Raw genomic sequence first — 26,862 nt, forward strand, 5'->3', positions numbered from 1 at the left:
GTCACCTTTCCTCTGACCGTCGGTTCACCTCGTCGACGTAGCGCCCGACCAGCGTGCGGGCGGCGCCGAGGTCGATCGGTTCGGTGTTCAGCGCGCGGGCGGCAGGCGCGTGCCGCTCGGCGAGCCGCCGGTCCTCCTCGCCGAAGTACCGGGCGGCCCGGACGCGGTGCAGTTCGAGGACGGCGGTGAGGTTCTCGTGAGCCGTGATCAGCCGGCGCAGGTCGTGGTCGAACCGGGCCAGCGCGGCACGGGCGTCGTCGGCCCGGTCGTGGATCGCGGCGAGTTCGTGGTTCGGTTCCGTCGCCCGGGCAACGGCCAGCCGGACCCGTAACCGGGGCGCGACGCGGGGCGGCAGCCGGGGTGCGGCGAAGAACCGTACGCCCCGCTGCCGGTGCAGCGCGGACGCGGCGTCCTCCTCCGCCGCGAGCCGTCCGACGACCGTGTGGACCTCGGCGGCTGTCGTGCCCCGGGCAGCGTCCCCGCGCAGTGGTTCGGGGTCGAGGGAGACGTCGTGGGCGAGGTCGGCCGGTGGCACGCCCTCGAAGCCGAGGACGAGGCGGATGCCGCGCGAGCGGGCGCGGGCGGCCAACTGCCCCAGCAGCTCCGTTACGAGTGCCTCCGGGTCCTGGGCCCGGTCGACGCCGCCCACCACCAGACAGGCGGGCGGCCTGCGGCGCAGCAGTTGTCGCCGCACTTCGTGGGCCTCCCCGCCGGGGAGACCGAACCGGCCCGTGAGGTAGCCGCTGACGTCGGCGACGGACCTGCCGCGCGCGTCGTAGGCCGCGTCGATGGTGCCGAGCCCGAGGACGGTGTCCCCGGGGGCGCCGGTGAGCTCGGCGTCGCTGACGGTGGCCCGGGCCGCCGGGTCGGCGGTCCGCACCAGCCGGACGAGCCAGGAGTCGCCCACGGCGGTCGTGCCGCCGGTGCCGACGACAACGGTGCCGGACCAGTCGCTGTCGAGCAGCCGGGTGAGTTCCTGGGTCAGCGCGAGCCGCAGTGGGTCACCCAGCATGTCCCCGGGCAACTCGCCGATCGAGGACCCCAGTTCGTTGTTGCGGTCACCGCCGGTGAACTCCTCGATCCGGGGCAGGTACGTCAGGATCGTCTCGGTCGGCAGCATCCAGGCCGCTTTCGCGTCGCCGTTGACGTAGTCGGCCACCACGAGACCGATGACGCGGCCGTCGAACTCGCCGCCCACCGCCACCGCCCCGGCGCCCGAGTACCCCCGCTCGATCCACGGGTCGCCCTCGCGGATCCGCTTCAGCAGGCCCCACTCGCCCTGCCGGTGGCCGGACCCCGCCAGCTCCGCGTCCGCCCCCATGCCGAACGGTTCGTCGTGGGGAAAGCCGTACACCTGCACCGTGCCGCCGGAGAGGGGCGCCTTCCACAGCGTGGTCCGGGTGGCGCAACCGGCCGGCTCGTCGAGTTCGAGCAGAGCCACGTCGCCGCGCTGGGTGCCGTGGTCGTGCACCCAGGTGCCCGGGGCCACACGCGCGGTGCGGGTCCACTCCGGGCGGCACGCCACACTGCTGATCCGCACACGGGACGTGGTGCCGCCGGGAGCCGCTCCGGCGAACCGGACCACATGCGCGCAGGTGAGCACATGCCGGTCGTCGAGCAGCACTCCCGCGCCACAGGGAGTGCCTTCCTCGTCGTCCACCCTCACGCGCCACGGACGGTCACTGTGGTGATGCAGCGCCATACGCCCAAGGTAGGGCAACGGGCGCCACATTGACCCGTGTTGGCGAGACGGGTCCGGTCCCGGCCGTCCCGTCCGTACCTCCGGTCCGACCCGCGCCACCCTCCTGACCGCGCATGCCCATCCGCACGGAGAGGGCGGCCTGCCCGGCGGCGGGGGACCGGACGGCGGCCGGGGTTGCCGTCCATGACCGCCTCCGCGCAGCGCCCCGCACACGCGTGTGTGCTCCGCTGTCCCTCCCCATCGACCTCCAGTCCCGCCGTCCGTATCCCACGCTCGTCCCAGCCGTGGCCCGTCTCCGCAGGTCACAGGCCTGGGACTGTCCCGGCGTCCCGATCCGGAGCAGGAGGGTCTGCTTCGGGACGGCCGCTGCCAGCATGAGCCGTGCCGGGAGGGTTCCCGGCCACTCACAAGCAAGAGGGGGAACACCAGATGGGAAAGAGGACGCTTCTGCGGGGTCTGACCCTCGCCGTGGCAGCGGTCCTGCCCCTGTACGGGCCCACGGCGGTGCAGGCGGCGCAGTCCGCGGCCACCGCGGTCGCGGTCTGCGGGCACACCAGCGCACAGCCCACGCTGCAGCGGGGATCGACGGGTGACTCCGCGGTCGAGGCGCAGTGCGAGCTCAATCTGGCGACGAAGCCGAGCCGGTACACGCCGATCGCGGCGGACGGCTCGTTCGGCTCGGGGACGGAGACGCGGGTCAAGGAGTTCCAGCGGTGCGCCGGGCTGGGCGTGGACGGTGTGCTCGGCCCGCAGACCTGGGCGGCGCTGAACACCTGGGCCGCACAACCGCACAGCTGCGCGACCCAGGGCACATCGAGCACTGCGCAGACGACCGTGTGCGGCCACACCGACACGCGCCCGACACTGAAAAAGGGCGCGAAGGGCGATGAGGTCAAGGAGGTGCAGTGCCGTCTGAACCTGGCCATGGAACCGTTCCACTACCCGCCGCTGACGATCGACGGCGACTTCGGGGGCGGGACCGAGGACCGGGTCGTCGAGCTCCAGCACTGCGCCAACCTCAGTGCCGACGGCACCGTGGGCCCGAACACCTGGGCCAAACTGGTGGACTGGTCCGCCCGTAACACGTACTGCGCGCCACCGCGCCCCGCCGGCTACCCGATCGACGGGCTGGACACGGCCAAGTACCAGCACCCCGGCGGCGCACCGATCGACTGGAAGGCAGTACGGGCCTCCGGTGCCGAGTTCGCGACGGTCAAGGCCACCCGGGGCCTGAACGTCACCGACGAGTACCTCGCCACCGACCTCCAGGGAGCCAGGGCGGCGGGGCTGGCCGTCGCGCCGTACCACTTCTACACGGGCACGTCGGCCGACACGGGGGCCGCGCAGGCCGACCGGTTCATCGCCGCCGTGAGAGCGACCGGCTACACCGGGCAGCGGGCGGGCGACCTGCCGCCGATATTCGACCTGGAACGCATGGACGACGGCAGCGGACGCTGTCCGACCTACGGCACGGTGGACGACGCCAAGGCCTGGCTCGACCGCGTGGAGGCGGCCTTCGGCCGCACTCCGATGATCTACACCCAGAAGTCCGTCCTGGACGACTGCCTCGGTTCGACCACCGCCTTCGCCCGCTATCCGCTGCAACTCGCGGACTACCGCCAGTCGATCACCCAGCCCCCGCTGCCGAACGGCTCCACGACCTGGGCGATGTGGCAGTACACCGACGCCGCGATCTTCCCGGGCATCCAGGCGCCGGCGACGGGTGACGTTTTCAACGGTACCCAGGCCGATCTGGACCGGCTGGCCAACCGGTGATCCCGGCCGTATCGAGGAGCATCCCCATGACCGACCGGTTCGCACGCGCGTCCCTCGTCGCCCTGCTCGTCGCCCTGGGCCTCACCGTTCCGGCGCCCGCCTCGGCCGTCACCACCACTGCCACCGCCGCCACCAGCTGTTACGGCGGGGCAGTCACGGTGCACTACGGAGACGTGCGCGACTTCGGCCCGTACCGGACCACGAGCCGCTGTACCGACATCAACATGCGCGTCACCGGCGGCGACGCGGACTACGTCGTCGCCTGCGTGAAGTTCGAGAAGACCGGCGTCTGCAACCGCTGGACCAAAGTCGGCTGGAGCTGGACGACCATCGCCACCGACGTCCTGGACGGCACCAGGTTCACGGTGCCCAACGGCGTGGACCTGGAAGGCAGTTCCGCCACCATTCAGATCGCCTTCTGACCCCCTCACCCGAACGGAGATCACCATGATCAGAAGCAGGGCGTTCGCCTCGGCTCTGTTCACCGCGGCCGCGCTGCTGGGAGTGGGCGTCGCGCCCGCCTCCGCACAGCCCTCGGCCGCCGCGGTCAGCTGCTACGGCGGCGCCAAGACCCTGACGTACCACTACCAGACAGCCGCCAAGGAGTACGGCACCTACACCACGTCCTCGCGGTGCGGTGACATCAACATGCGGCTCACCACGGACACGGGATACCTGGACGCCTGCGTGGTGTTCATCGACCACACCACCAAGTGCAACAACGGCGACGCGTACACCACTCACGGCACCGAGTGGGCGACGGTCGCCACCGACGTCAAGGACGGCACCCACTTCGTCCTGCGCGTGCACGCCTATGACACCGACGCGCAGAACGTGACGTTCCAGCTCGCCTACTGACCTCGTTCCACACCTTTTCGCACCACCGTTTCCGAAAGGACGACGATGACTCTCTTCTCCCGCTCCGTCGACAGCCGCCGGTTCGACCGGCGCACCATGCTGCGAGGCACGCTGGCCGTCGGCGCCGGCGTCGCGTTCGGTCCGCTGCTGTCCTCGGGTGCCGCACAGGCCTATTCGTGGTCGCGCACGCTGAACCAGGGCGACACCGGGGCCGACGTCACCGAGCTGCAGATCCGGGTCGCGGGCTGGGCGGCGGACAGCGCCGGTCACTCCCGGGTCGGCATCGACGGGGACTTCGGCGCCGGTACCGCCGCGGCCGTCAAGCGGTTCCAGGCGGCGTACGGACTCACCGCCGACGCCAGCGTCGGGCCCAACACCCAGGCGAAGCTCAACGCGCTGGAGCAGTCGGACGGCTCCACGGTCCACTTCAACTGGGCCGAGTTCATGGACCAGGCGAGCGGCACCTTCAACGGCGGCAAGCTCAGCGCGTCACAGGTGAAGGAGAACGTCCGCCGCTGTATGTACAAGCTGGAGGCGCTGCGCAAGAAGCTGGGCGACAAGCCGATCACGGTCAACTCCGGCTTCCGCAGCATCGCGCACAACGCCGACATCGGCGGGGCCAGCGACAGCATGCACCTGTACGGCACCGCGGCCGACCTCGACGTGCCGGGCGTGGCCAACAAGACCGTCTACCAGAAGGCGGAGACCTGCGGGTTCTCCGGGCTGGAGACGTACACCGTCGACCACCAGCACGTCGACAGCCGGGCTGACCTCGGCCGCGACTGGTGGTGGGAGAACGGCACCGTCTGACGCCGCTCCGGGTGATCCGGAGCCGGAACCCCGGGTACCGCGGCGGCGGTACCCGGGGCTCCGCGCCTCAGCTCTTCGGTGTGTCCTTCAGCGCCGCCTCGCAGGAGGGCCAGTCGTGGAAGTCGTGCCGGGCGCTCCACAGGCGGTGGGCCGCCTTGATGTTCCACTCCGGGTCGAACGCCCGCAGCGGTGTGCCGTCGAGCTCCCGCAGGCGGGCGTCGGAGATCTGGAACACGCCCCAGTTGCGGCTGCCGTTGGTGTTGGGCAGCACCCACAGCGGGTCGAGGAACGAGGCACAGCGGGCGACGGCCACGGCGGAGTCGGGATCGTCGACGAACACCTCACGGATCCGCTTCGCCACCCTGGCCGGCGACCAGCTCGCCATGCTGGTCTTCTGCGCGTAGAGGGCCTTCTTGGTGTCCTCGTCGACCACGTTGCTGGCCGGCAGGCCCGCCAGCACCTGGAAGGCGGTCAGTCTGCGCAGGGTCTCCGGCCCGAAGTCCCCGTCGACGGCGAGTCTGCCCTTCGCCTCCACCAGCAGGCTCTGGACCTCGCGCACACATTCGTCGTGCTGGCCCATGCTCACCGACTTGCACGCGGGGGAGTACAGCAGCCCGTCACCGGCCGCCGGTGAGGCACCGGCAGGGCGCTCACCGGGCAGCCACACGAAGCCGGCCACCAGCAGCACCGCGACCACGGCGGCCAGTATCGCGAAACGGGAGGACACCTTCTTGGGCATCCGGGACCGTCGCGGCTCCTCGGTCTCGCCGAGGGTGATCGCCAGCGGGGTGACGTCCTCCGGTCCGGAACCGGCCCGCGCGGACAGGGCCGGCTCCTGGGCCCCGGGACTCACCTGCGCGGGCCCGGCAGGCCCGTCGGGGGCCGGTGTCGATGCCGGTTCTGGCTCTGGTGCCCGTGTCGGTCTCGGTTCCGATTCCGGGGTCTCGTCGGCCGTCCCGGCCGGTACGTCACGGTCGGTGTCCGCCAGCGCCCACAGCCGGTGGAGTTCGCGGAGCTCCTCCGCACTGGCGCCGCACACCCTGGCGAAGGAGTGCACCACCCGGTAGCCGGTCGGGACGCTGAGGCCGGAGCAGTACCGATGCAGACTGGAACCGCTGACGCCCGCCTCCTTGCCGAGGCGGTCGTAACCCCGGCCACTGCGCTCCTTCAGCATGCGAAGGTAGGCGGCGAACTTATCGGTATGCGGAGAGGCAACCACACTTCCACCCTTGCTCAAGCCCCTACTGACGGGTAGAAGCTACACCGCGAGCCGGAGCGCGTACGCCCTTTCGCTGACGGAATACGATCGTCAATGCCCTTTTGATCGACGGTGTTTGAAAGAGTGTCAAGCACCCCGCCATTTTCCACGTGTCTCCCCCCCCCGCGGCGGCCCGCGTCGAGAAGTCAGCGGGACGGCATGCCCTGTACCTGCAACGGGCGCCCGAAGCGGGAGTCGAGAACGCCGCGGGTGGCGACCAGGCGCGCGATCGAGGCCGGCGGCCGCGCGGCCATGACGGAACTGCGGCATGCCATGGGACTGCTCACCATGAACGCGGTGACGACACCGCCGGTCCTCGCCCCCGGCCGACACGACACCCCCGCCGGGCCTCGACCAGCTCGATGACCTCGTCGGCAGGGTGCGTGTCTCCGGCCTGCCCGTCGAGCCGACCGTGACCGGCACGCGGCGAGGCGTCCCGGCCGGGATCGACCTCGCCGCATACCGGGTCGTCCAGGAAACGCGTCCGCTCGCCCACGGCCTGAGCAACACCGAACTCGCCGCCCGGCTGTACCTGTCGCGGACGACCGCCAAGACACACGTCTCAAACGTCCTGGCCAAGCTCCAGCTCCGCGACCGTGTCCAGGGGGTCGTCCTCGCCTACGAGACCGGCCTGGTCAGCGCCAGGGCGCGGCCAAGCGCCACCGGCGGCGCCGATCGGCCGTAGCCCGGACTGCGGTAAGACGATCACGACGATCACGACGACCACGAGACCTTGATGACGACGTCGTGGAAGTGACATCCGGGGTGTGCGTTCCTCCTGGCCGACGTGTTTCTCCGTGGCCACTCAGTCGAAACGGTGTTCCATTTGAGCCGGATGGCGGGTTAAGGTCGCGTTCCGCGAGGATCTTGTACGGAGGTGTCGGGATGGAGAACGCCGTGCCCGCCCGCCGGGGGCGTCCGCCGGGCCCCCGTGCGGCCGAAGGAGAGCTGACGAGCCGCCAGTCGGCCATTGTCCGCTGCATCACGGAGTCGGTCGACCGACGGGGCTACCCACCGTCGATGCGGGAGATCGGCCAGGCCGTGCAGCTCGCCAGCACGTCGTCGGTCGCCCACCAGCTGATGGCCCTCGAGAGCAAGGGCATCATCTACCGGGACCCACATCGTCCGCGCGCCTACCGGGTGCGGTCCTCGTGGGCGCCCGACCTGGGCAACAGGAGCGAGATGCGGGTGGACGTGCCGCTCGTCGGGCGGATCGCCGCCGGCGCCCCGCTGCTCGCCGAGGAGATGGTCGAGGACGTCTACTCCCTGCCCCGCCAAGTCGTGGGTGACGGTGATCTGTTCGCCCTGGCGGTCTCCGGCGACTCCATGATCGAAGCGGCGATCTGCGACGGCGACATCGTGACCGTTCGCCGCCAGGACAGCGCGGATCACGGGGACATCGTCGCCGCGCTCCTGGACGACGAGGCCACCGTCAAGGTGCTGCGACGACAGGACGGGCAGGTGTGGCTCATGCCCCGCAACCCGGCCTACGAACCGATCCGCGGCGACCAGGCACAGATCCTCGGGAAGGTCGTCGGTGTCCTGCGCCTGCTCTAGGCGTCCTGACCACATGGACGTCGCATCGCGCTGCCCGCTCAGCCGGCGTGCAGGATCCGGAAGCGATCGGGTTCCGCCGGATCTCGGTCAGCGACTTGCATCGGCGTACGAGTCCACTGCCACACGCTGATGCCCGGCGTGCGGGAGAACCGGATCTGCCCACGGGTGTCTTCGACGGCACCGCGCGGTCGGGAAGCGGCAGTGCACGCCCGGTCCGTGCCGAGCGGACGCAGCACATCGGCGAGAACGGTGACCGTGTCGTAGCCCTCGAAGGCGACGAAGGACGGCGCTGCGGCCAGCCGCTCGCGGAGGGTCACCCAACCTGCGTCTCCCCTGTAGGCCAGGCTCATACCCAAGAGCTACATGCCCCAGCTGTCCCACACGCAACCGACGGCGTCGTCGATGCGTCGCACCACACATGGAACGCGAATGGCTCTTCTCGCTCATCCCGCTCGTGATCGGCGCGGTCTTCCTCGGTTTCGGCGTGTACGGACTTCGCCGCGCCCGCGCACTACGACGCACGGGTGTCACCGCTGAGGGGTGGATCGTCCGCCACGACATGAGGCGCGACGACGAAGGAGCCACCTACCACTACCCGGTCGCTGCCTGGACGGCTCGGGACGGCCGCGAGTGCGAGTACGCGTCCAGGTTCGGACGCGGTTCCATCGCGGGCGCCTACCGCGTGGGTGCCTCTGTCGTAATCCGCTACGACTCGGAGAATCCCCGCCGGTTTGTGATCCAGGGCTGGGACGTCACGACGGTCGACCTGGTGTTCACCATCGTGGGATCACTCCTCACGGCGGGCACGTCGCTGGCGTTGCTGGTCCGACTTCTCACTCTCTGACCGCCCCCGCTCCTGTGCGGCAGCCCGCCGCAGCGAGCGACGCCGATCCCGCGCGCGCCGGTCCCGCGCACGTCGGTCCGCATCGAATCGGGAATCGGAAATCCGAGCCGTTCCGTTCAGCGAATTGCAGCCCGCTCAGTGAATTACTGCCCGATTTGCCCGACGGTGCCGACGTCGGGCTGAGCCCGCGAAGTGCGGAAATCCTCCCATTTGTGCGCTTGGTACATGATCGCCCTATGCTGTTCTACGGGAGACCTCGAGCAGTCGACTGTGCCGGCTCCACGCCGGCGGGAAGCGGGCTTCCATGGCTGAGCGATTGAAAAGGTCCGGGTTGGTCGGCGAAATGTCGGCCGAGTTCGCCGGCACCATGGTTCTGATCCTCTTCGGTTGCGGCGTGGTGGCCCAGGTGGTCGCCGGCGGAGCGCTCACGACGCCACCAGGAGGACTCGGAAACCACGACAGCATCGCCTGGGCCTGGGGCCTGGGCGTCACGCTGGGCGTCTACGTCGCGGCGCGAGTGAGCGGCGCCCATCTGAATCCGGCGGTGACGGTCGCCCTGGCCGCGTTCAAGGGCTTCCCGTGGAGCAAGGTGGCGCCCTACGCGCTGGCCCAGACCGCCGGAGCCTTCGTGGCGGCTCTCATCGTGCGGTGGAACTACACCGAAGCACTGGCGAAGGCCGACCCCGGGCACACCATCAAGACGCAGGGCGTGTTCTCCACACTCCCCGCCAACGGCAATCCCAACCTTCCGGTCCACGAGTGGGGCGCGTTCCGTGACCAGATCATCGGCACCGCCATCCTGCTCCTGCTGATCCTGGCCGTCACGGACCTGCTGAACACCCCGCCGGGCGCGAACCTGGCCCCGTTCATCGTCGGTCTGATCGTCGTGGCCATCGGCATGGCGTGGGGCACCAACGCGGGGTACGCGATCAATCCGGCGCGTGACTTCGGTCCACGACTGGCCAGCTTCGTCACGGGCTACGGCACAGCATGGCGAGATCAGTACGGGAATTTCTACTTCTGGGTGCCCATCGTCGGTCCGCTGATCGGCGGCCTGCTCGGAGCGTTCCTGTACAAGCTCTTCGTCGGCCGACTCCTGCCGACGGCTGAGCCGGAGCCTCCCGGTCGCATCCCGGCCCCCGAGGAATGACCCCCACAGCAGAGGCGGCAACCCATGGCTGACTTCGTGGGCGCGGTGGACCAAGGCACCACCAGCACCCGATTCATGATCTTCGACCACTCCGGCAACGAGGTGGCGAAGCACCAGCTGGAGCACGCCCAGATCCTTCCGCGCTCGGGGTGGGTCGAGCACGACCCGGTGGAGATCTGGGAGCGCACCAACTCGGTGATGCAGAACGCGCTGCGGCACGGCAACCTCTCCCCGGAGGACCTGGCCGCGATCGGCATCACCAACCAGCGGGAGACCACCGTGGTGTGGGACCCGCGCAACGGACGTCCCTACTACAATGCCATCGTCTGGCAGGACACCCGCACCGACTCCATCGCTGCGGCCCTGGAGCGCTCGGGCAAGGGCGACGTCATCCGCCGCAAGGCGGGGCTGCCGCCGGCGACCTACTTCTCCGGCGGCAAGATCCAGTGGATCCTGGAGAACGTCGACGGCGTCCGCGAGGCGGCGGAACAGGGCCATGCCCTCTTCGGCAACACGGATGCCTGGGTTCTGTGGAACCTGACAGGCGGCCCCGACGGGGGTGTCCACGCCACCGACGTGACCAACGCCAGCCGCACCATGCTGATGGACCTGGAGACCCTCGCCTGGGACGACGAGCTGCTGGGCTTCTTCGGCATCCCCCGGCAGATGCTGCCCACCATCAGCCCGTCCTCCCACCGCGAGGCGTTCGGCGTGACCCGCACCTCCCGGCCGCTGCGCGCCGCCATCCCCATCACCGGGGTGCTCGGTGACCAGCAGGCCGCCACGGTGGGACAGGTCTGCTATGCGCCGGGTGAGGCCAAGAACACCTACGGCACGGGCAACTTCCTGGTCCTCAACACCGGTACGGAGCTGGTCCGTTCGCAGCACGGCCTGCTCACCACCGTGGCGTACCAGTTCGGCGACAGCCCGGCGATCTACGCCCTGGAGGGCTCCATCGCCGTCACCGGGTCCGCGGTGCAGTGGCTGCGCGACCAAATGAAGATCATCAACGACGCGGCGGAGAGCGAGACGCTGGCGCGCACGGTCGAGGACAACGGCGGGATGTACTTCGTTCCGGCCTTCTCGGGCCTGTTCGCTCCGTACTGGCGCTCCGACGCCCGTGGCGCGATCGTCGGCCTGGCGCGCTACAACGACAACGGCCACCTGGCCCGGGCGACCCTGGAGTCCATCTGCTACCAGAGCCGCGACGTGGTCGAGGCCATGGAGCAGGACTCCGGAGTCCACCTGGACGTGCTCAAGGTCGACGGCGGCGTCACGGCCAACGACCTGTGCATGCAGATCCAGGCCGACGTCCTCGGCGTACCGGTCAGCCGTCCGGTCGTCGCCGAGACCACCGCGCTCGGCGCCGCCTATGCGGCGGGTCTGGCCACCGGCTTCTGGCGCGACACCGACGAACTGCGCACCCACTGGCAGGAGTCCAAGCGCTGGGAGCCCCAGTGGTCCGAGGGCCAGCGCACGGAAGGATACGCGGGCTGGAAGAAGGCGGTGGAGCGCACGCTCGACTGGGCCAAGGTCGAGTAACCCGACGCCGGCAAGCGCCGCCCGTGAACGTTCGGGCGGCGCTTGCCCGTGCCGTAGGTCTGCCCGTGCCGTGCTTCACCTCGGGTCGTGTGTCTGCCCGTGGGGTGCCTCCCGCGTCAGCCGAACTGCCCCGGCTGGTAGTCGCCGGCGGGCTGCTGGACGATGACGTTCAAGCGGTTGTAGGCGTTGATGAGGGCGATGAGGGACACCAGGGCGGCGAGCTGCTCACCGTCGAAGTGCTTGGCGGCGTTCGCCCATGCCTCGTCGGTGACCCCGCCCGCGGCGTCGGCGATGCGAGTGCCCTGTTCGGTCAGTTCCAGGGCGGCCCGCTCGGCGTCGGTGAAGACCTTGGCCTCCCTCCACGCCGCGACGAGGTGGAGGCGCTGCGGGGTCTCCCCGGCATGCGCCGCGTCCTTCGTGTGCATGTCGGTGCAGAAGCCGCAGCCGTTGATCTGGCTGGCGCGGATCTTCACCAGTTCCTGGGTCGCGGCCGGAAGGGCCGAGTCCGACACGACCTTGCCCGCGGAGTTGACGTACTTCGCGAACTTGGCGGCGACCGGGCTGGTGTAGAAGTCGAAACGGGCGTCCATGGTGATCTCTCCCTGTTGCGGTGACGCTTGCACAGCACTGACGGAGCGTCCCGTGGAGTTGTGACAAAGAGACGAGCCGGAATGGAAGTGACGTGCGTCTCACGCCGCCTTGAGGCCGCCGCCGTGATGGGCAGTTCGAGGAAGTGGCGGCCGGTGCCATGGGAGCCCGTCGGTGATGGCGGACGCCAGGCCGATCATCACGAGCTCGTGTTCTCCTGGTCGCGATGCGCCGGTGGTACTCCGTTGGCTAGGCTCGGCGTGTGTTCGGAGCGACGGCGTCATCACAGGTGAAGGGCGTTCGAGGTGCCGTGGCGCGCTGGGAGACGCTGGGCGTGCTGGTGCGGGACGGGGTGTTGACGGTCGGGCTGGCGCCTGTGGTGTTCGCGCCCGTGACGGCCCCCCTCGGTGCGGAATTCGGCGACCTGGCGAAGCGTCCCTACGACGTGCCGGGCGTCCTGGTGGTGCTCGTCCTGTGGCTGCCTCTGGTGGTGCGCCGACGGTGGCCCGGGGTGTGCCTCGTCCTGGTGGCCGGAGCCTTCGCGGTCCACCAACTGGCGGCCTATCCCGCCACGTTCGCGAGCATGGGGCTGTACGTCGCTCTGTACAGCGCGGGGGCGCACGCCAAGCGTGTCGACGGTGTGCGCCTCGCGCTGTCGGCGGCTGTGGCGACCGGGCTGTACGTGCTGTTCGCCGTCGGGCTGCACCACAGGGGCTCACCTCAGCAGGCGTCCGACTTCTCCCTCATCCTCCTTGCGCTGTCCTGTTGTTGGGCTGCGGGCCGGGCGGTACACGCGCGTCAGACCGGAGAGGAAGAGCGCCGTCGACACAGCGTGGAAGCGGCGATGGCCCAGGAGCGGGCCCGTATCGCCCGGGAGTTGCACGACGTGGTGACCCACCACGTCACCGCGATGGTGGTGCAGGCGGACGCGGCTCAGTTCCTGCTCGCCGACGCACCGGACCGGGTGGCCGGCGGACTCGACGCGATCAGTGACTCCGGCCGGCACGCCCTGACCGACCTCCAGCATCTGCTGGGCTTACTGAAGGCGTCCGACGGCACGGCGTCCGACGGCACGGCGTCCGACGGCACGGCGTCCGACGGCACGGCGTCCGACGGCACGGCGTCCGGTGACGCGGCAGCCGACGGGTGGCCGAGCGAGACGTCCGCAGCAGACCGCGCACCGGCACCGGCACCGGGCCGACTGAGCGACCTGGTCGAGCAGATCCGGGCGACGGGCCAGCCCGTGGAACTGACGCAGACGGGGGAGCAGCCGCCGATGGCCTCGGGCGTGGAGCTCGCCGCATACCGTGTGGTGCAGGAGGCGCTGACCAATGCCCTCAAGCACGCGCCGGGCCACCGGACGCGGGTCACCGTCCGCTACGAGCACGACGGCATCGAGGTCGGGGTGACCACCGAGGGGAAGCCCGCCAAGCCGGCCGCCGCCAGGATCAGTCCTCTGGGCCGGAGCGGCGGGCACGGACTGATCGGGCTGCGCGAGCGGGTGGGCGTGTTCGGCGGCGAACTGATGGCCGGCGCCCGCCCGGACGGCGGCTTCACCGTCAGCGCCCGGATCCCCTCCGGAACCCACGGCACACCTTCCAGCAGGCACGGCCGCCGGGCTTCGGCTGCACCCCGATGACAGACACCGGTGGGATGAAAATGACGGACACCGGCGGAATGCGGATGGCAGACATGGGCGGAATGCGGATGGCAGGCACGGGTGGGGTGAGGATGGCAGGCACGGGTGTGGTGCGAACGGCGGACACCGGTACCGCGAGGCCGATCAGGGTCCTGGTCTGCGAGGACCAGGAACTCGTACGCACCGGCTACGTCACCATCTTCACCGCGCAGCCGGACCTGGAGGTCGTGGGAGAAGCCGCCGACGGCCGCGTGGCGGTGGAGGCCGCGGGACGGCTGCGCCCGGACGTGGTGGTGATGGACATCCGGATGCCGCTGCTGGACGGTATCGAGGCGACACGGCTGCTGGCCGGACCCGGCGTCACCGACCCCGTGAAGATCCTGGTGGTCACCACGTTCAACCTCGACGAGTACGTGTACGAGGCCCTGCGGGCCGGCGCGAGCGGGTTCCTGCTCAAGGACTCGCCGCCGCGCGACCTGGTGCACGGCATCCGTACGATCGCCATGGGGGAGTCCCTGCTGGCGCCCGCCGTCACCCGGCAGTTGGTCGGCAGGTTCGCAGACCGGATCCGTCCGGCCGAGGCCCGAAACCCCGCCGCGACAGGGGCAGTGGCCGCCCTCGCCCCTCGCGAGACCGAGGTGCTGAAACTGATCGCCGAGGGGCTGTCGAATGCCGAGATCGCCGACCGGATGGTCCTCAGCCGCGAGACGGTCAAGACGTACGTGTCGCGCATCCTGACCAAGCTCGACCTGCGTGACCGCGTCCAGGCTGTCGTGTTCGCCCACCGGATGGGCCTGGTCGACGCGCAGGGCTGAGGCAACTGGCGGCAGCCCACCGCCCAGGAGGTGTACGACGAGCTGGTCTCGACGCCCGCTGGCCAACTCGCCGCGCATGACCAGCCGTTCGTGGCGCGCGTGATCCGTTGTCCCCCGTGCGAGCTACACGTGATCGTCCACCGCAGGGGGACGTTGCAGGGCACCCTCTGCTCATAGCGTTCCTTCCGATGCAGGGGCGGCCGGGCCGCCGGTCGATCATGGAGGAATGTCATGTCGCTCTGGAACGCGCAGGCAGCGCGGTGGGTGCAGCACCAATTCTCACAGTCACCGTTCGAGCCGACGCGGCGGGTGTGGCCGGCCGGGGTGCGGCTGGGGGTGATGGTGGTGCTGTTCGTCCTTGTGACGGGAGTCGCCGCAGGAATGAGGGGTGTCGCGGGCGACAACCCGGTGCTGTCCCTGCTGGCCGGCGCGGCAAGCGTGGTCCTTGCCCTGACGGTCTACGCGGCGGCGGTACGGATCCTCGAACAGCGCCCCGCGTCCGAACTGGCCGACACCGAGGCCAAATCCGGCCTGCGCACCGGCATCTCTGTCGGTCTCGGCATGTTCGTCGCGACACTCGCGTTGATCGCCCTGTTCGGCGGATACAGTACGGAGGGCGGGGTGTCCGTCGGCGGCGCGGTGACCGTCTTCGGGATGATGGCGGGGATCGCGGTCGTCGAGGAACTCCTCTTCCGCGGCATCGTCTTCCGCCTCGTCGAGGATCTCGCCGGTACGCGCGGTGCCTTGGCGCTCTCGGGCCTGCTGTTCGGAGCCCTCCATCTGGTCAACTCCGGTGCCACGGTGTGGGGCGCGCTCGCCATCGCCATCGAAGCCGGCCTGATGCTCGGCGCTGCCTACGCGGCCACCCGCACCCTGTGGCTGCCGATCGGCCTGCACTTCGGCTGGAACTTCGCCCTGAGCGGCATCTTCGGTGTCACGGTCTCCGGCAACGACGACATGCCCGTCGGCCTGCTGCACGGCGTGCTGTCGGGCCCCGACGCGATCACCGGAGGCGGCTTCGGTCCGGAGGCCAGCATCTTCGCCATCCTCGTCTGCACCATCCCCACGGTCATGTTCCTGCGCACGGCCAAGCGTCGAGGCCGCCTCTACACCCGCCGACAGGCCCGGTCCGAGGGAACGCCCGCAAGGTCCTGACCGCCGGGGCCGCAGACCCGGCCCACCAAAACCTGGACCTCGACCCGTAATCTAGGTAGACCTACCTACCTAGATTGGTTGTGATGAGCGTGCCCGGAAGCGGAAGCGGAAGCGGAAGCGGTCGTCGGCGGCCGGCGCGGGAGCGGCTGCTGGAGGTGGCAGCGCGCCGCTTCTACGCGGACGGCGTGGCGGCGACCGGCATCGACACGATCACGGCAGAGGCCGGCGTGGCGAAGATGAGCCTGTACAACAACTTCTCCTCCAAGGCCGATCTGGTCCGGGTCTATCTCGACACCCGGCACGAGGAGTGGCTCGGCCTGTACCGGGCCCGCTCGGAACGGGCACAAGGCCCCCGCGAGGGCGTGCTGGCGGTGTTCGACGCGTACGCCGACCACGCGGCGTTCGCCTACGAGCACGGCTTCCGGGGCTGCGGTCTGCTCAACGCCGCCGCCGAACTGCCGGCCGGTGACGAGGGACGCGCCGTGGTCCGCGCCCACAAGGAAGAGGTGGAGCGCCTGATCGCCGACCACCTCGAGAAGCTGCTGCCCGGCCGGCCGGAAGCAGCTCGTGCGCTGGCCGAGCACCTCTCCTTCCTGCTGGAGGGCGCGATGGCCCGGGCCGGCCTGGAGGGCGACGGTGAGCGTGTCCAGCACGCCCGCTCGATGGCCGTCACGCTGCTGGACCGGCTGTGACAGGCACCGAACGTGGCCGGTCCGCAGGCGCCGGGGCGCTGTGCGTGCTGGCCGCCTCCGTGCTGTGGGGGACAACGGGCACGGCGGCCACTCTCGCTCCGGCCGTGGGCCCGCTGGCCATCGGCGCCGTCGCCATGGGCCTGGGCGGGCTCCTCCAGGCCCTCACCGCAACGGGGCAGATCGCCCGCAACACCGCCGCTCTGCGCGACCAGCGCGGCACAGTGCTGCTCGGCGCGGCCTCGGTGGCTGTCTATCCCCTGGCGTTCTACAGCTCCATGCACCTGGCCGGGGTGGCCGTGGGCACCGTGGTGTCGATCGGCACCGCCCCGCTCGCCTCGGCCCTCGTCGAACGCGTCAGGGACGGCCGCCGCCTCACCCGTCGCTGGACGGCCTCGGCCGCTCTCGGTCTGCTCGGCACCACGCTGTTGTGCGTGGCCGAAGCCGCCCACGCCGCCGACGGCACGGAACAGGCATCCACTCCCGCCATGCTGCTCGGCGTCGCCCTCGGCCTCGTCGCCGCCGCGACCTACGCCCTCTACTCCTGGGCCGCGCATCGGCTCATCACCCGTGGGACCCCGTCCCGTGCGGCGATGGGCGCCGTCTTCGGACTCGGCGGCCTGCTCCTCCTGCCCGTTCTACTGGCCACCGGAGCCCCGCTCGTCGCCTCCTGGTCCAACGCCGCCGTCGGCACGTACATGGCGATCGTCCCCATGTTCGCCGGGTACGTCCTGTTCGGCTGGGGACTCGCCCACGTACCGGCCAGCACCGCCACCGCCTTGTCCATGCTCGAACCGGCGGTCGCGGCCGTCCTCGCCGTCCTGGTCGTCGGCGAACGCCTCCCCGTCGCCGGCTGGGCGGGCATCGCCCTCGTCATCGCCTGCCTCGCCGTTCTCACCGCCCCGACACCCGCCCACCGCCGCCCACGCGAACAGGTGCGAAACCGTGCGGCCCACGACAGCCTGACCAGCGTTGCCGGCCATGCCGACTGAGCGCGCGGGTCGTATCCCGCTCCGCGGCCTGGCAGCCTCAAGTCCGTCCGGGAAACGCGCAGTTGCACGGCGGGCGGTCGAGATCGGCGCCACTCGTCCGCCACCGCCGTCATACCGACTGACGTGATCGCTTATTGGTTTGCCACCGGCCGGCCCGGCCGGATAGGAAGCTTGCATGCTACGAGGCAGCAAGGTCGGGCTCAGGGCCCGGCACGAGGACGACATCCCGATCCTGCGGGCCGAACTCTACGACGACGTCGTCAACTCCTCGCGGGCCGAAGGCGGGCCGTGGCGACCGATCACGCCCGGCTCGAAGGACCCGCGACTCGTGGTGGACGAGAAGGAACAGGGGCACGTCCAGTTCTCCGTGGTGGAGCTGGAGGGCGGCACGCTGGTCGGTACCGCGGTGCTGTGGGGCATCGACAACCACAACCGGTTCGCTCATATCGGGCTGGGGCTGCTGCCGGCCTCCCGCGGCAAGGGCTACGGCACCGACGTGGTCGCGGTGCTGTGTCACTACGGTTTCGTGGTGCGCGGCCTGCAGCGGCTGCAGATCGAGACGCTGTCGGACAACGCCGCGATGCTGCGGTCGGCCGAGCGCAACGGCTTCGTCCGCGAGGGCGTGCTGCGCTCCTCGGCCTGGGTGCTGGGCGAGTTCCTGGACCAGGTGCTGCTCGGACTCCTGGTCCAGGACTGGAAGCCGGACTCGAAGAGCTAGGCTGCCGCAACGCCCGGCGCGGAGGTTCGAGGGCGGACCGCGCGTTAGGCGTCGACGTCCGACAGCCAGGACGACGACGTTGCCCCGCGCGACGGACGGTGGTCACCGCGCGGCGCCGGTGCACACGGATCCCGAGGAGGTGTCCGTGCTCACAGCGCTGTCCGCGGTCTCCGACCCCGTGCGCATCAAGCTGATCCGCGAGCTGGCGGGCTCCGCCGACTGGACGCGCAGCTGCGGCAGCTTCGACGTACCCGTCGGCAAGGCCGCGCTGAGTCACCACTTCTCGGTGCTGCGCGGCGCCGGCCTGGGTGAACAGCGCGACGAGGGCCCGAGGCGGGTCAACCGGCTGCGCCGCGAGGAGTTCGACGGGCGCTTTCCCGGGCTGCTCGCGCTGCTCCTGCGGGACGACGGGGCGTAGGCGGCGCCGGGTGACTGTGCGCTGACGCGTCGGCGCGACGCGTTCCGTCGCGGTGGCCGGTCCGACCGAACTGCAACAACGTGCGCTCGAACACCACGGAGATCGGAGACCTCCCGCAAGAGAATGCATGGCCGCCGTACCGGCCGTTTTCGACGGAGGACGACGTCGAGGCCGCCCAACTGACCGATGAAGTCCGACGTGGGTGTGTGAACCTCGGGCGTCCTGAGGAGACGGCCGAGGCCGGCCGGACAAGGGGAGGGAATGGTCTGTCGGCCCAGGTGGCAGCGCACCGCCCGCCGTGTCGGTCTGCTCCTCCCGGGCGCACTCGTCGGTGCCGGTGCGAGCACCCGTGCGAGGTCCTGACCAGCCCGCCCCGCACTTGGACGGAGTGACGTGGGCCGTCGTCTCCGGGTCCCGCGACAACAGCCCGGTCACGGCGACCGGATTCCCAGGCTGCGCAGCACGGTCGCGGTGTCGGCGCCGGTCGCCGAGGCGACGGCGACGGGACGGCGTGGGCGGGGCGCGGCCACCGGGAACGAGGCGCGGCCGGTGTCGAGCAGCCAGTCGTCGCCCCGCCGGACGAGACGGGCGTCGCCGGCGGACACCGAGAGGCAGGTGGACACCACGTCGGCCATGGACACGTCCCGGACCACGCCGCCGCCACCCGGCTGCTCGGACAGGGCGAGGGCGGCGGCCAGCAGGCCGGTGAGCGGGTCGGCGACGGCGTCACCGGCGAACACGGGGTCCCCGTCCGCGTCCGTGGCGAGGAGTCCACGGGAGGCGGCCACGTCGTCGCCGAAGCCGACCCGCACCGAGGCGCGCCCGTGCGCCGTGATCGAGATCCAGGTGCAGCCGCGGGCCGCCTCCGCCTCCGCGTCGAGTCCGAACCCCGCCAGAGCGCGGGGCCGGGAGGCCTCGATCACCACGTCCGCCCGGCCGACCAGCTCGTGCAGGGCGGTGCGGCCCCGCGCGTTGCCGGGGTCGAGGACGACGGAGTGGTGGCCCGCGTGCAGCAGGTCGTAGAAGGGGGAGTCGCCGAACCGGGCTCCGTCCGGGCGGGACGGGGTCTCGACCTTGACCACCCTGGCCCCCGCCGAACCCAGCAGATACGCGCAGAGCGGGCCCGCCCACAGGGCGCTGAAGTCGACCACCAGCAGGCCCGTCACGTCCCGTGGCGGTCCCGGCAGCGGGCAGGCGCGCTCCGGGCGGGGCCTGACCGCCCCGCCCGCGAGACCGAGCAGTTCGACCCGCTCGTCCAGTTCCGCGCCGTCGTGCGCGGTCAGCCAGTCGGCCAGTCGGCGGGGGAGCGCTTCGGCGTCGAGATCCCGGCCGATCAGCGCGCTCCACAGCAGGGGATCGTCCGGGCGCGCGTCGGACACGGCCGCCCAGCAGTCCCTCGTGGGCAGCAGACGGCAACTTCCGCCGACCGAGAGCCGTCCACGGCGTCCCCGTCCGCTGAGCGCGGCCCGCTCGGCGAGCAGCCGCGCCCCGTCGAGTTTCGCCCCGCCGGCGGCGGCGATGTGGTCGGCCAGCCAGGAGGCGAAGGTGGCTGCCCCGCCGGGGGGAAGCAGCGGCGGTCCGTCGGGGTGGCCGGTCAGGACGGGGATGCCGCTGCGGGCCCAGTCCTCGGCGATCCGGGACGGAGCGGCCCTGGACCAGAGACGTGCGGACCACTCGTCACCGACGGGCGACCGGCCCGCGGGGGGCGCCGCGGTGCCGTCCGGCCCCCGGTGCCGGGTGGCCCGTGGCGTGCTGCCGGGCGCCTGGTCGGACATGCGGGGATGGTAGACCAGGGGCGTCGCCACGACCATGGCGAGTCCCGTCGCCGACCTTCCAGGCGACCACTGTCGCCGACATGACCGCCGGGCCTGCCGACGCCGGCCTTCTGGACGGTGATGCCGGACCGCAGCGGCCGCTGCTGGTCGTCGACCCTGACCTGGCGCCCACACCCACGACCGCCGACCTCGCGCATGCCGTCCGCCGCGCCTTGAAGGCGAGCGGCTGCTGGTCGGACGCACCGTCCGCGCGGTTTCCGACCGTCCCGGCGCCCTCCTGGGCACCCCTGGACAGTGCGCTCGTACGCGCTTCCTCAAGCCTCACCTGCGCGGCCGATGTCGCCAACTCCGCCGCCACGGACGCGTGGACGGTCTCCTTTGCCGTTCCGGCTCCGTACTCGGTCGGTCGCGGTGATTGTTCAGGCCCCGTCCGCGCGGCGGATGCACCACGCCGAGGGCGGGCACGACCCGCCGCGGCGACGAAGTGGCGAAGGAAGGCGCGGTCGGCAGGAGCCCCTGTGCCAGGGCCTCCGCCGCCTTGCGGCGGGCCGGGGCGGCGTTTCGCGCGAAGGGTTCCTCGCGCAGCATGTGCTTGCCCGCCCGCGTCATCTCCGACGGGGCCACCGCGTCCGCCGGGTGTGGGCGGGATATCGAGCGGACAGTACCCACCCGCCGGGGCACCGTGATGAACACGAGTTGCGCCGGAATGTGCTCCTGATCGTCTCCGGGCACTGTCTGCCGCCGCCCTTTCCGGCGGGACGTCGGCCTCACCCGGCAGATACCAGCACCCAGCCGCTCGACAACCGCTCAGGGAGCACCCTTGGCCGCAGGGCATGCCGTGCACCGACAATATTTTTAGTCTTGACAATTTATATCGTCGGCACCATCCTGGAGCGGTGCTGGACGTCGCTCTGATCGAAGAACCTGCCGAGGTCGAGGTGCCCCGGAACCCGATACGGCCCCGGATCCTCGCCGACCTGGCCAAACCCGGCTCGTCCGGGCATGTCGGCCGCCCGGCCGCTGCCGGGCGGAAGGTCAACTACGAGTTCATGGGTGTCGCTTCCGCACTCGATGGCCCTGGACGCCCGGGCGCACGCCGAGCCGGCCGCCCTGCCGCTCCTGAACGGCCGGGTGGTCCGGTCGGACGACGAACACATCGAGGTCCGCGCGAGGTCCGTACCGCCGGGGGATTGCACACGCGCCCGGATACTCGTCCCTGTCCCTGTCCCTGTGGCCGCCGCCGAGGCCTGTCGCGGGACCGCAATGGAAGCTGACGCGCCGCACCGCCGCCCCGGGGACGGCCCGCAACTACTCCTTCCCGACGAGACCACCGCCTCGGACGTGATCCGAAGCAGCGGTGAGCAACCAAGAAGCGCCACACCAGAGACCAAGGAACCCACCATGCGTACCCTGATCAGCTCCGCCTTCATCTCACTCGACGGCGTCGTGGAGGGCCCGGGCGGCGAACCCGGCTACCGCAACTCCGGATGGACTTTCAAGGACGTCGAGTTCGTCCCCGAGGCGTTCGCCATCAAGGGGCGGGAGCAGCAGGAGTCCACCGCGATCCTCATGGGCCGGGCCAGTTACGAGGCGTTCAGCCCGGTCTGGCCGGACATGAAAGATTTCGCCCACTACAAGAACATGCCGAAGTATGTCGTCTCCACCACCCTCACCGACGACAACCTCGTCTCGAACTGGGGCGAGACCACCATCCTGCGCTCCCTCGAGGAGGTCGTCGCCCTGAAGGAGACTGACGGCGGGCCCATCATCGTCCACGGCAGCGTGGCCCTCAACCACAGCCTCGCCGACGCCGGTCTGATCGACCGCTACCACCTGCTCGTCTACCCGCTGCTGCTCGGCGCCGGCAAGCGCCTGTTCCCCGCCACCGACAAGGACACCCAGAAGCTCAAGCTCGTCGAACACGGCGTGTACACCAACGGCCTGCAGCTGAACGTCCTTGACGTCGTCCGCTGACCAGGCCCCGACAACCCGCCTCCCGGAATACGACCGACCGTACCCGCGTGCGTGAGTACACGTCGCCGCGTCAGTGAGGCCAGGCTCGAGTAGGAGATCGAGGGCGCGTCGCGGTCGGCGAACAGCCGTCGGGGGGCGACTGCTTGGTCGGCCGCGCAGACCGCGGAGGGGTGGGATGACGTCCAGCAGGGGCATCGGGCTGAGTGACATCGTGACGATTCCCGCTGGTCAGCGAGACGACCAGGGGCGTGCCGTGGCGGTCGACAATCAGATGGTGTTTGCTGCCGGGCCGGGCCCGGTCGACCGGCGAAGGTCCGGTGTGAGCCCCCCTTGAGCGCCCGGACGTGCGAGCCGTCGATCGCGGCGTCGTCCATGTCCAGCAGGCCCGCAGCCCGGAGCTCGGCCAGCAGTACCTCGTGCAGTCGCGGCCAGACGCCCGCTTCGGTCCAGTCCCGCAGACGCCGCCAGGCTGTCACGCCGCTGCAGCCGACCTGTTCCGCGGGAACGTCCCGCCAGCTCACGCCCTTGCACAGCACGTAGACGATGCCGCGCAGCGCAGCGCGGTCGTCTGCAGGCAATCGCCCGGGATACCGATACCGCCTGGGCGCACGAGCCGGCAGCAGCGGGGCCACACGCTCCCACAAGTCATCAGGCACAAGATCAGCGGACACCCAACGGATCCTGCCGACACAACACCCAACTGCCAAGCCCCACAGGGTATTTCATTCTGAAACGATCAGTAGGCATCAGACGATCTTCAAAGAGACGATCCAGGTACCGTCCCGGAAGTGTCACGAGGCGCGCGGCAGGGCGAGCCAGTCCTGCCAGGTGATGTCGCGGCCCAGACAACGGGGCTGCTGGAAGGGCCAGTCGGCGGCGATCCACCGCGGCACCAGGGCGTCGAGCGCGCGTTCCACCTCACCGCCGACGAGATCGTCCACCACCCACCAGGAGATCTCTCCGTCGGAGCCGGTGCGTTCGGGCGGGTCGATATAGACGCAGCCGAGGATCGCCGTCTCCTCCTCGTTCAACAGCGCGTAGTTGAACGACTGGTGCGCGGCTATCTCCTTCTCGTGCCGCAGCAAGTCGATACGGTCCTCTTCAAAGGTCATTGTCTCCCTGGGCCAGGCCCAGGCCGGGCCGAAGATCTCCCACAAGCGTTCTCGCGAGGCCATCACGGCGGGGTAGTCGAGGTCGGTGTCCGCCTCCCGGATCGGCCGCAGGTGAACCGTGGTGTCGGGCACGGGCACGTGGACGGGGTGGACGAAGTCATCAGGCAGCCAACTCATAAGGTCCGACGTTACAGCCGGTCGGCACGAGACGAACCAGGTGGCCGCACCGACCCCGACCCGGAACACGGCGGGTGGGGGGTACCGTCGGCCTGCCGGCCGCACACCGGCTTGCTATTACTGGCCCGCAGCCAGCTCACCGGCGGTGATCTCGATCCACGGCAGCGTCGAATCGACCTCGGCCCGAGGCCGGTGACCTGAGGCGACAGCGCGCATGAGCGGACGTCTCGTGTCCGTAAACCTTGAGCGTGCGCCATCAATTCGCGCTTCGGTGCCGGAAGTTGAGCGGGCGGGATACGACTGACACAACAGCCGCCCACGCAACCCGTCATGCGATCGCTGACTGCATATGACCACTGACGGCTTGAATCAATCACCTACGGTTCCACCATGACGACTATGGAGCCCCGCCCGGATCTTCGACCTCCCGGCCTGAACGCCGACGAGAAGACCACCTTGCTGACCTTCCTGGACTACCTGCGCGAGTCCGTCCTCGCGAAGGCGGCCGGTGTCCCGGAGCCGGCGGTCCGCACGGCCGGTGTCCCTTCCGGGACCAGCCTGCTCCAACTGCTCAAGCACCTGACGGCCGTCGAGCTCAACTGGTTCGTCTGGGCCTACGCCGGCGCCGACCGCGAGAGCTGGGAGGACGAGGCTGCGGTGTCCGCCGACGACACCGCCTCGAACCTGGCGGACGCCTATCGCGAGGCGGTCGCCCGGGCCAACGAGGTCGCTCTCGCCTGCACCGACCTGGACCGCCCCGGCGCCCGTTCGCTGCGCGAGACCCCGCCGCCGTCGATGCGCTGGGTGCTGGTCCACATGATCGAGGAGACCGCCCGGCACGCCGGTCACGCGGACATCCTGCGCGAGCAGATCGACGGCTCGATCGGGAGGTGATGCGGGGACGGTGAATCAGGTGCGATCGCACCCACCAACCGGTCATGCGAGCACTGAACCCCTACGACCACCAAACCCCTTGGATCGATCATCTAGTGTCGGGTCTCATGATCGTATGGCTCAATGGCACTCACGGTGCAGGCAAGACGACGACCAGTGCGTTCGTGCAACAACTGATCCCGGATTCACGGGTGTTCGATGCCGAGAAGGTCGGCGAGACACTCATGGACATCACGCCGGGGCTGCCCGGGACGGACAACTTCCAGCACTGGCCACCGTGGCGACAGCTCGTCGTCGAGACCGCGCGCCGCGTACTCGACTACACGGGCGGCACTCTGGTGATGCCCATGACTGTCCTGGTCGAGCAGTACTGGCGCGAGATCAGCACGGGCCTCGCCCAACACGCCATTCCGGTGCAGCACTTCGTTCTCCATGCGGACCAGGACACCCTCCGCAGGCGAATCGAGGGAGCCACTCCCGTCCCCTCCCCGTTCCGCCTCAAGTACCTCGAGCCTTATGCCGAGGCGGCCCGCACGTGGCTACACGGCGAGGCCGAGGTCGTCGACACCACGCACCTCACACCCGCCCAGGCCGCCCTGCAGATCGCAGAGGCTGTCGGGAGTTGAGGTCCCTTCGTCGGCAGGAACAGCCGCAGGTGGCAACAACGACCGGCTTGTCGCGCGAACGCCGGCGTCGACGCCTGATCTGGCAACGCAACTCCGGCTTGCTCAGGCAGCCGCGGTCGCCGAAGAGTCCTGATGCCCTGTGTGATCTTCGTGTCGAGCGGAGGTGCATCTTGTTGTTGCCGTCCGGGACGGGTGTATGGGGCAGCCCGCGCCCCGCCCCATATGAAGCCCCGTCAGCAAGACCTCCCGCGAAGCAGCGGGCCGTGCCTGCCGGGCCGCGTGACGACACGGTAGCCCGCCTTCGGCAGGAGAACGCCCAGCTGCGGCATGCGGTCGACTCCCACGCGACGGCCGACCGGTCCAACGGTGTTCCGGGGGTGTAGGCGGCTGTGCAGCGGCGCTCGCCTCAGTAGGACGCCACGGGTCGGCCCGGGCGGGGCCTCAGGTGCTCAGGGCCTGCTCGATGGTCGGGTGGCAGGGAATGACCTCGTCGATACCGACCAGGTGGAGTAGACGCACGACGGACTCCTGGGCTCCGGCAATGCGCAGCCACCCCTGAGCGCTGCTCACGCGCCGGTGGGCCGTGACGAAGACGTTGATCCCGCTGGAGTCCATGAAGGTCACGCCGCTGAGGTCCGCCACGATCCGGGGCGGCGTCGTGCCGTCCTCGGACATCAGCGCCTGGCTGAGGACGTCTTTGACGTCGTGGTCGATCTCGCCGTGCACGGTCACGACGAGCACACCGTCGACCACTTCGGGCTGGATGGAGAGCCGGCCTGGCCGGTCTTCCTTCTGGATGTTGCTCACCGTCTCCTCGACTGCGCCTAGGCTTGTCCACGCAGGGCGTACCCGGACGATTCTGCCCCACCGCTGCGGCGGCATGCACCTAGGCAGCCGTGCCGGACGACACGCCTGGTGGCATGTATGACGCCGTCGTGGGTACTGGCGCGTGAACGGGGGAGTGAGGGCGAACGCGTGGGATCTCATGCCGACGGTGACGGTTGTAGGGCGCCGAATGCTTACGTGATGCGGGCCGACTACGCCTTGAGCGGGGACGACGGCTGCATCGCCGAAGCCCGCCACCACGCCGTCGCCTTCCTCGACCAGGCCCACGTCGACCATCACCTGTCCGCGACCGCTCGTGCGAGAGATCTCACCCAGCTGGTGGTCAGCGAGCTGGTCACCAACGCCTGCAAATACGCGCCCGGCCCTGTTCTGCTGGAACTGCGCATCAACGCCCGCGCCGTGGACGTCGTCGTGTGGGACAGCGACCCCACCGTGCCCGCTGCCCGGGCCGCCGATCCCGACAGGGTCGGCCAGCACGGCCTGGAGATCGTCAAGGCTGTCACCGAGGAACTGTTCACCGAGCAGGAGCCTGTCGGCAAGCGCATCACGGCCCGCATCGCCCTGTCCGACGGCCCCGCCGGGCATGCCACCGGTCGCCGTCCCCAGTAGCAGAGCAGCCAGCGCTCCCAGCCGTCACGCGGGCGCCAACCGGTCTCCGGTTGGCCCGGTCAGCCCTCCTCGGCCTCCTGTGGGCTCTACCGGTGCCGCCCTCTATCACTGCTCGAGATCGCACCTCACTGCCCGGCACCCGAAAACCTATGTTGGCTGGAGTAGACATTGGGCGGTGTCGTGGTTATGGTTTCTCTCGTAGCCCAGAGAGACGCAGGGCCCGGCAGACACGAACTGCCGGGGAGCAGTACCGCAGTTGCAGTCGCAGGACGGTGCGGTGGTGGAGTTTCGAAGCCAGGGTTGTTGCAGGACGGCGACGGGACTGACGACCGGACCGG

Annotated in this window: 27 protein-coding genes and 2 pseudogenes; 20 read left to right on the plus strand and 9 right to left on the minus strand. The window is 70.2% G+C overall.

Going from position 1 to position 26,862, the window contains the following annotated elements; translation table 11 throughout:
* Position 1: 1 nt before the first annotated feature.
* Positions 2-1,702, minus strand: a complete 1,701-nt coding sequence (locus tag ACFWBB_RS32420) for a serine protease (protein ID WP_385279479.1) — start codon at positions 1,700-1,702, stop codon at positions 2-4.
* A 429-nt stretch (positions 1,703-2,131) separates the two neighbouring features.
* Here ACFWBB_RS32420 and ACFWBB_RS32425 point away from each other — a divergent pair, with 429 nt between their 5' ends.
* Genes ACFWBB_RS32425 through ACFWBB_RS32440 form a run of 4 tightly spaced genes read left to right on the plus strand, consistent with a single transcriptional unit; the run spans position 2,132 to position 5,146 of the window.
* Entirely contained in the window at positions 2,132-3,478 is a 1,347-nt protein-coding gene (locus ACFWBB_RS32425) for a GH25 family lysozyme (protein ID WP_385279482.1), read from the plus strand.
* Between the two features lie 26 nt (positions 3,479-3,504).
* Positions 3,505-3,900 carry a hypothetical protein gene (locus ACFWBB_RS32430; RefSeq protein ID WP_385279485.1) on the plus strand — a complete coding sequence of 132 codons (396 nt, stop codon included), beginning with the start codon at positions 3,505-3,507 and terminating at the stop codon, positions 3,898-3,900.
* 25 nt (positions 3,901-3,925) lie between these two features.
* Positions 3,926-4,336 (plus strand): hypothetical protein, encoded by a 411-nt coding sequence (locus tag ACFWBB_RS32435; protein ID WP_385279488.1) that lies wholly within the window; start codon positions 3,926-3,928, stop codon positions 4,334-4,336.
* A gap of 45 nt (positions 4,337-4,381) precedes the next feature.
* A complete protein-coding gene (locus tag ACFWBB_RS32440; RefSeq protein ID WP_385279491.1) occupies positions 4,382-5,146 on the plus strand; it encodes a D-Ala-D-Ala carboxypeptidase family metallohydrolase in 765 nt (254 codons plus the stop codon).
* A gap of 67 nt (positions 5,147-5,213) precedes the next feature.
* Here the strand turns inward: ACFWBB_RS32440 and ACFWBB_RS32445 are convergent, their stop codons facing one another.
* Both ACFWBB_RS32445 and ACFWBB_RS32450 read right to left on the minus strand, forming a co-directional pair.
* Complete coding sequence (locus ACFWBB_RS32445) at positions 5,214-6,365, minus strand: helix-turn-helix domain-containing protein (RefSeq protein ID WP_385279494.1); 1,152 nt, start codon at positions 6,363-6,365, stop codon at positions 5,214-5,216.
* A gap of 185 nt (positions 6,366-6,550) precedes the next feature.
* On the minus strand, positions 6,551-6,679 hold the full coding sequence (locus ACFWBB_RS32450; RefSeq protein ID WP_385279496.1) for a hypothetical protein: 129 nt from the start codon (positions 6,677-6,679) through the stop codon (positions 6,551-6,553).
* A gap of 104 nt (positions 6,680-6,783) precedes the next feature.
* Between ACFWBB_RS32450 and ACFWBB_RS32455 the strand changes: the two genes are divergently transcribed.
* Both ACFWBB_RS32455 and lexA read left to right on the plus strand, forming a co-directional pair.
* Positions 6,784-7,089: a LuxR C-terminal-related transcriptional regulator gene (locus ACFWBB_RS32455; RefSeq protein WP_385279499.1), complete on the plus strand. Its 306-nt coding sequence runs from the start codon at positions 6,784-6,786 to the stop codon at positions 7,087-7,089.
* Between the two features lie 200 nt (positions 7,090-7,289).
* Positions 7,290-7,961, plus strand: a complete 672-nt coding sequence (gene lexA, locus ACFWBB_RS32460) for a transcriptional repressor LexA (RefSeq protein WP_385279502.1) — start codon at positions 7,290-7,292, stop codon at positions 7,959-7,961.
* 38 nt (positions 7,962-7,999) lie between these two features.
* On the opposite strand, the pseudogene ACFWBB_RS32465 reads toward lexA, so the two are convergent.
* Positions 8,000-8,272 (minus strand): annotated as a pseudogene (locus ACFWBB_RS32465) (amino acid ABC transporter substrate-binding protein); the annotation flags it as partial.
* Positions 8,273-8,379: 107 nt separating this feature from the next.
* Here ACFWBB_RS32465 and ACFWBB_RS32470 point away from each other — a divergent pair.
* From ACFWBB_RS32470 to glpK, 3 genes are all read left to right on the plus strand, one after another.
* On the plus strand, positions 8,380-8,805 hold the full coding sequence (locus ACFWBB_RS32470; protein ID WP_385279505.1) for a DUF3592 domain-containing protein: 426 nt from the start codon (positions 8,380-8,382) through the stop codon (positions 8,803-8,805).
* Positions 8,806-9,109: 304 nt separating this feature from the next.
* A complete protein-coding gene (locus tag ACFWBB_RS32475; protein ID WP_385279508.1) occupies positions 9,110-9,955 on the plus strand; it encodes an MIP/aquaporin family protein in 846 nt (281 codons plus the stop codon).
* Positions 9,956-9,979: 24 nt separating this feature from the next.
* Entirely contained in the window at positions 9,980-11,497 is a 1,518-nt protein-coding gene (gene glpK / locus ACFWBB_RS32480; RefSeq protein ID WP_385279511.1) for a glycerol kinase GlpK, read from the plus strand.
* 116 nt (positions 11,498-11,613) lie between these two features.
* On the opposite strand, the gene ACFWBB_RS32485 is transcribed toward glpK, so the two are convergent.
* On the minus strand, positions 11,614-12,087 hold the full coding sequence (locus tag ACFWBB_RS32485; RefSeq protein WP_385279514.1) for a carboxymuconolactone decarboxylase family protein: 474 nt from the start codon (positions 12,085-12,087) through the stop codon (positions 11,614-11,616).
* 308 nt (positions 12,088-12,395) lie between these two features.
* Here ACFWBB_RS32485 and ACFWBB_RS32490 point away from each other — a divergent pair, with 308 nt between their 5' ends.
* From ACFWBB_RS32490 to ACFWBB_RS32520, 7 genes are all read left to right on the plus strand, one after another.
* The gene (locus ACFWBB_RS32490) at positions 12,396-13,724 is read left to right on the plus strand and encodes a sensor histidine kinase (protein WP_385279517.1); all 1,329 of its coding nucleotides are present in this window, start codon (positions 12,396-12,398) and stop codon (positions 13,722-13,724) included.
* A 92-nt stretch (positions 13,725-13,816) separates the two neighbouring features.
* Positions 13,817-14,539: a response regulator gene (locus ACFWBB_RS32495; RefSeq protein WP_385279521.1), complete on the plus strand. Its 723-nt coding sequence runs from the start codon at positions 13,817-13,819 to the stop codon at positions 14,537-14,539.
* Positions 14,540-14,770: 231 nt separating this feature from the next.
* Positions 14,771-15,694, plus strand: a complete 924-nt coding sequence (locus ACFWBB_RS32500) for a CPBP family intramembrane glutamic endopeptidase (protein WP_385279525.1) — start codon at positions 14,771-14,773, stop codon at positions 15,692-15,694.
* An 83-nt stretch (positions 15,695-15,777) separates the two neighbouring features.
* Positions 15,778-16,386 (plus strand): TetR/AcrR family transcriptional regulator, encoded by a 609-nt coding sequence (locus ACFWBB_RS32505; protein WP_385279528.1) that lies wholly within the window; start codon positions 15,778-15,780, stop codon positions 16,384-16,386.
* Positions 16,383-17,375, plus strand: coding sequence for a DMT family transporter (locus ACFWBB_RS32510; RefSeq protein ID WP_385279531.1), 993 nt, complete (start codon positions 16,383-16,385; stop codon positions 17,373-17,375). Before ACFWBB_RS32505 ends, ACFWBB_RS32510 begins: the two co-directional genes overlap by 4 nt.
* A 175-nt stretch (positions 17,376-17,550) precedes the next feature.
* Positions 17,551-18,093 (plus strand): GNAT family N-acetyltransferase, encoded by a 543-nt coding sequence (locus tag ACFWBB_RS32515; protein WP_385279533.1) that lies wholly within the window; start codon positions 17,551-17,553, stop codon positions 18,091-18,093.
* A gap of 139 nt (positions 18,094-18,232) precedes the next feature.
* Positions 18,233-18,511 (plus strand): ArsR/SmtB family transcription factor, encoded by a 279-nt coding sequence (locus ACFWBB_RS32520; RefSeq protein ID WP_385279557.1) that lies wholly within the window; start codon positions 18,233-18,235, stop codon positions 18,509-18,511.
* Between the two features lie 431 nt (positions 18,512-18,942).
* On the opposite strand, the gene ACFWBB_RS32525 is transcribed toward ACFWBB_RS32520, so the two are convergent.
* Entirely contained in the window at positions 18,943-20,286 is a 1,344-nt protein-coding gene (locus tag ACFWBB_RS32525) for a CoA transferase (protein ID WP_385279537.1), read from the minus strand.
* Positions 20,287-21,687: 1,401 nt separating this feature from the next.
* Here ACFWBB_RS32525 and ACFWBB_RS32530 point away from each other — a divergent pair.
* Positions 21,688-22,260, plus strand: a complete 573-nt coding sequence (locus ACFWBB_RS32530) for a dihydrofolate reductase family protein (protein ID WP_385279540.1) — start codon at positions 21,688-21,690, stop codon at positions 22,258-22,260.
* A 110-nt stretch (positions 22,261-22,370) separates the two neighbouring features.
* Here the strand turns inward: ACFWBB_RS32530 and ACFWBB_RS32535 are convergent.
* Together ACFWBB_RS32535 and ACFWBB_RS32540 are read right to left on the minus strand one after the other, a co-directional pair.
* A pseudogene (locus ACFWBB_RS32535) lies at positions 22,371-22,931 on the minus strand (IS5 family transposase); the annotation flags it as partial.
* A gap of 120 nt (positions 22,932-23,051) precedes the next feature.
* The gene (locus ACFWBB_RS32540; protein WP_385279543.1) at positions 23,052-23,549 is read right to left on the minus strand and encodes an N-acetyltransferase; all 498 of its coding nucleotides are present in this window, start codon (positions 23,547-23,549) and stop codon (positions 23,052-23,054) included.
* Between the two features lie 399 nt (positions 23,550-23,948).
* Between ACFWBB_RS32540 and ACFWBB_RS32545 the strand changes: the two genes are divergently transcribed.
* Together ACFWBB_RS32545 and ACFWBB_RS32550 are read left to right on the plus strand one after the other, a co-directional pair.
* Positions 23,949-24,443 (plus strand): DinB family protein, encoded by a 495-nt coding sequence (locus ACFWBB_RS32545; protein ID WP_385279560.1) that lies wholly within the window; start codon positions 23,949-23,951, stop codon positions 24,441-24,443.
* A gap of 107 nt (positions 24,444-24,550) precedes the next feature.
* A complete protein-coding gene (locus tag ACFWBB_RS32550; protein ID WP_385279545.1) occupies positions 24,551-25,069 on the plus strand; it encodes an AAA family ATPase in 519 nt (172 codons plus the stop codon).
* A gap of 441 nt (positions 25,070-25,510) precedes the next feature.
* On the opposite strand, the gene ACFWBB_RS32555 is transcribed toward ACFWBB_RS32550, so the two are convergent.
* Positions 25,511-25,876 (minus strand): STAS domain-containing protein, encoded by a 366-nt coding sequence (locus ACFWBB_RS32555; protein WP_385279548.1) that lies wholly within the window; start codon positions 25,874-25,876, stop codon positions 25,511-25,513.
* 219 nt (positions 25,877-26,095) lie between these two features.
* Here ACFWBB_RS32555 and ACFWBB_RS32560 point away from each other — a divergent pair, with 219 nt between their 5' ends.
* Positions 26,096-26,524 carry an ATP-binding protein gene (locus tag ACFWBB_RS32560; protein ID WP_385279551.1) on the plus strand — a complete coding sequence of 143 codons (429 nt, stop codon included), beginning with the start codon at positions 26,096-26,098 and terminating at the stop codon, positions 26,522-26,524.
* Positions 26,525-26,862: the final 338 nt, after the last annotated feature.

Source organism: Streptomyces sp. NPDC060000 (assembly GCF_042737375.1).
Lineage (GTDB): Bacteria > Actinomycetota > Actinomycetes > Streptomycetales > Streptomycetaceae > Streptomyces.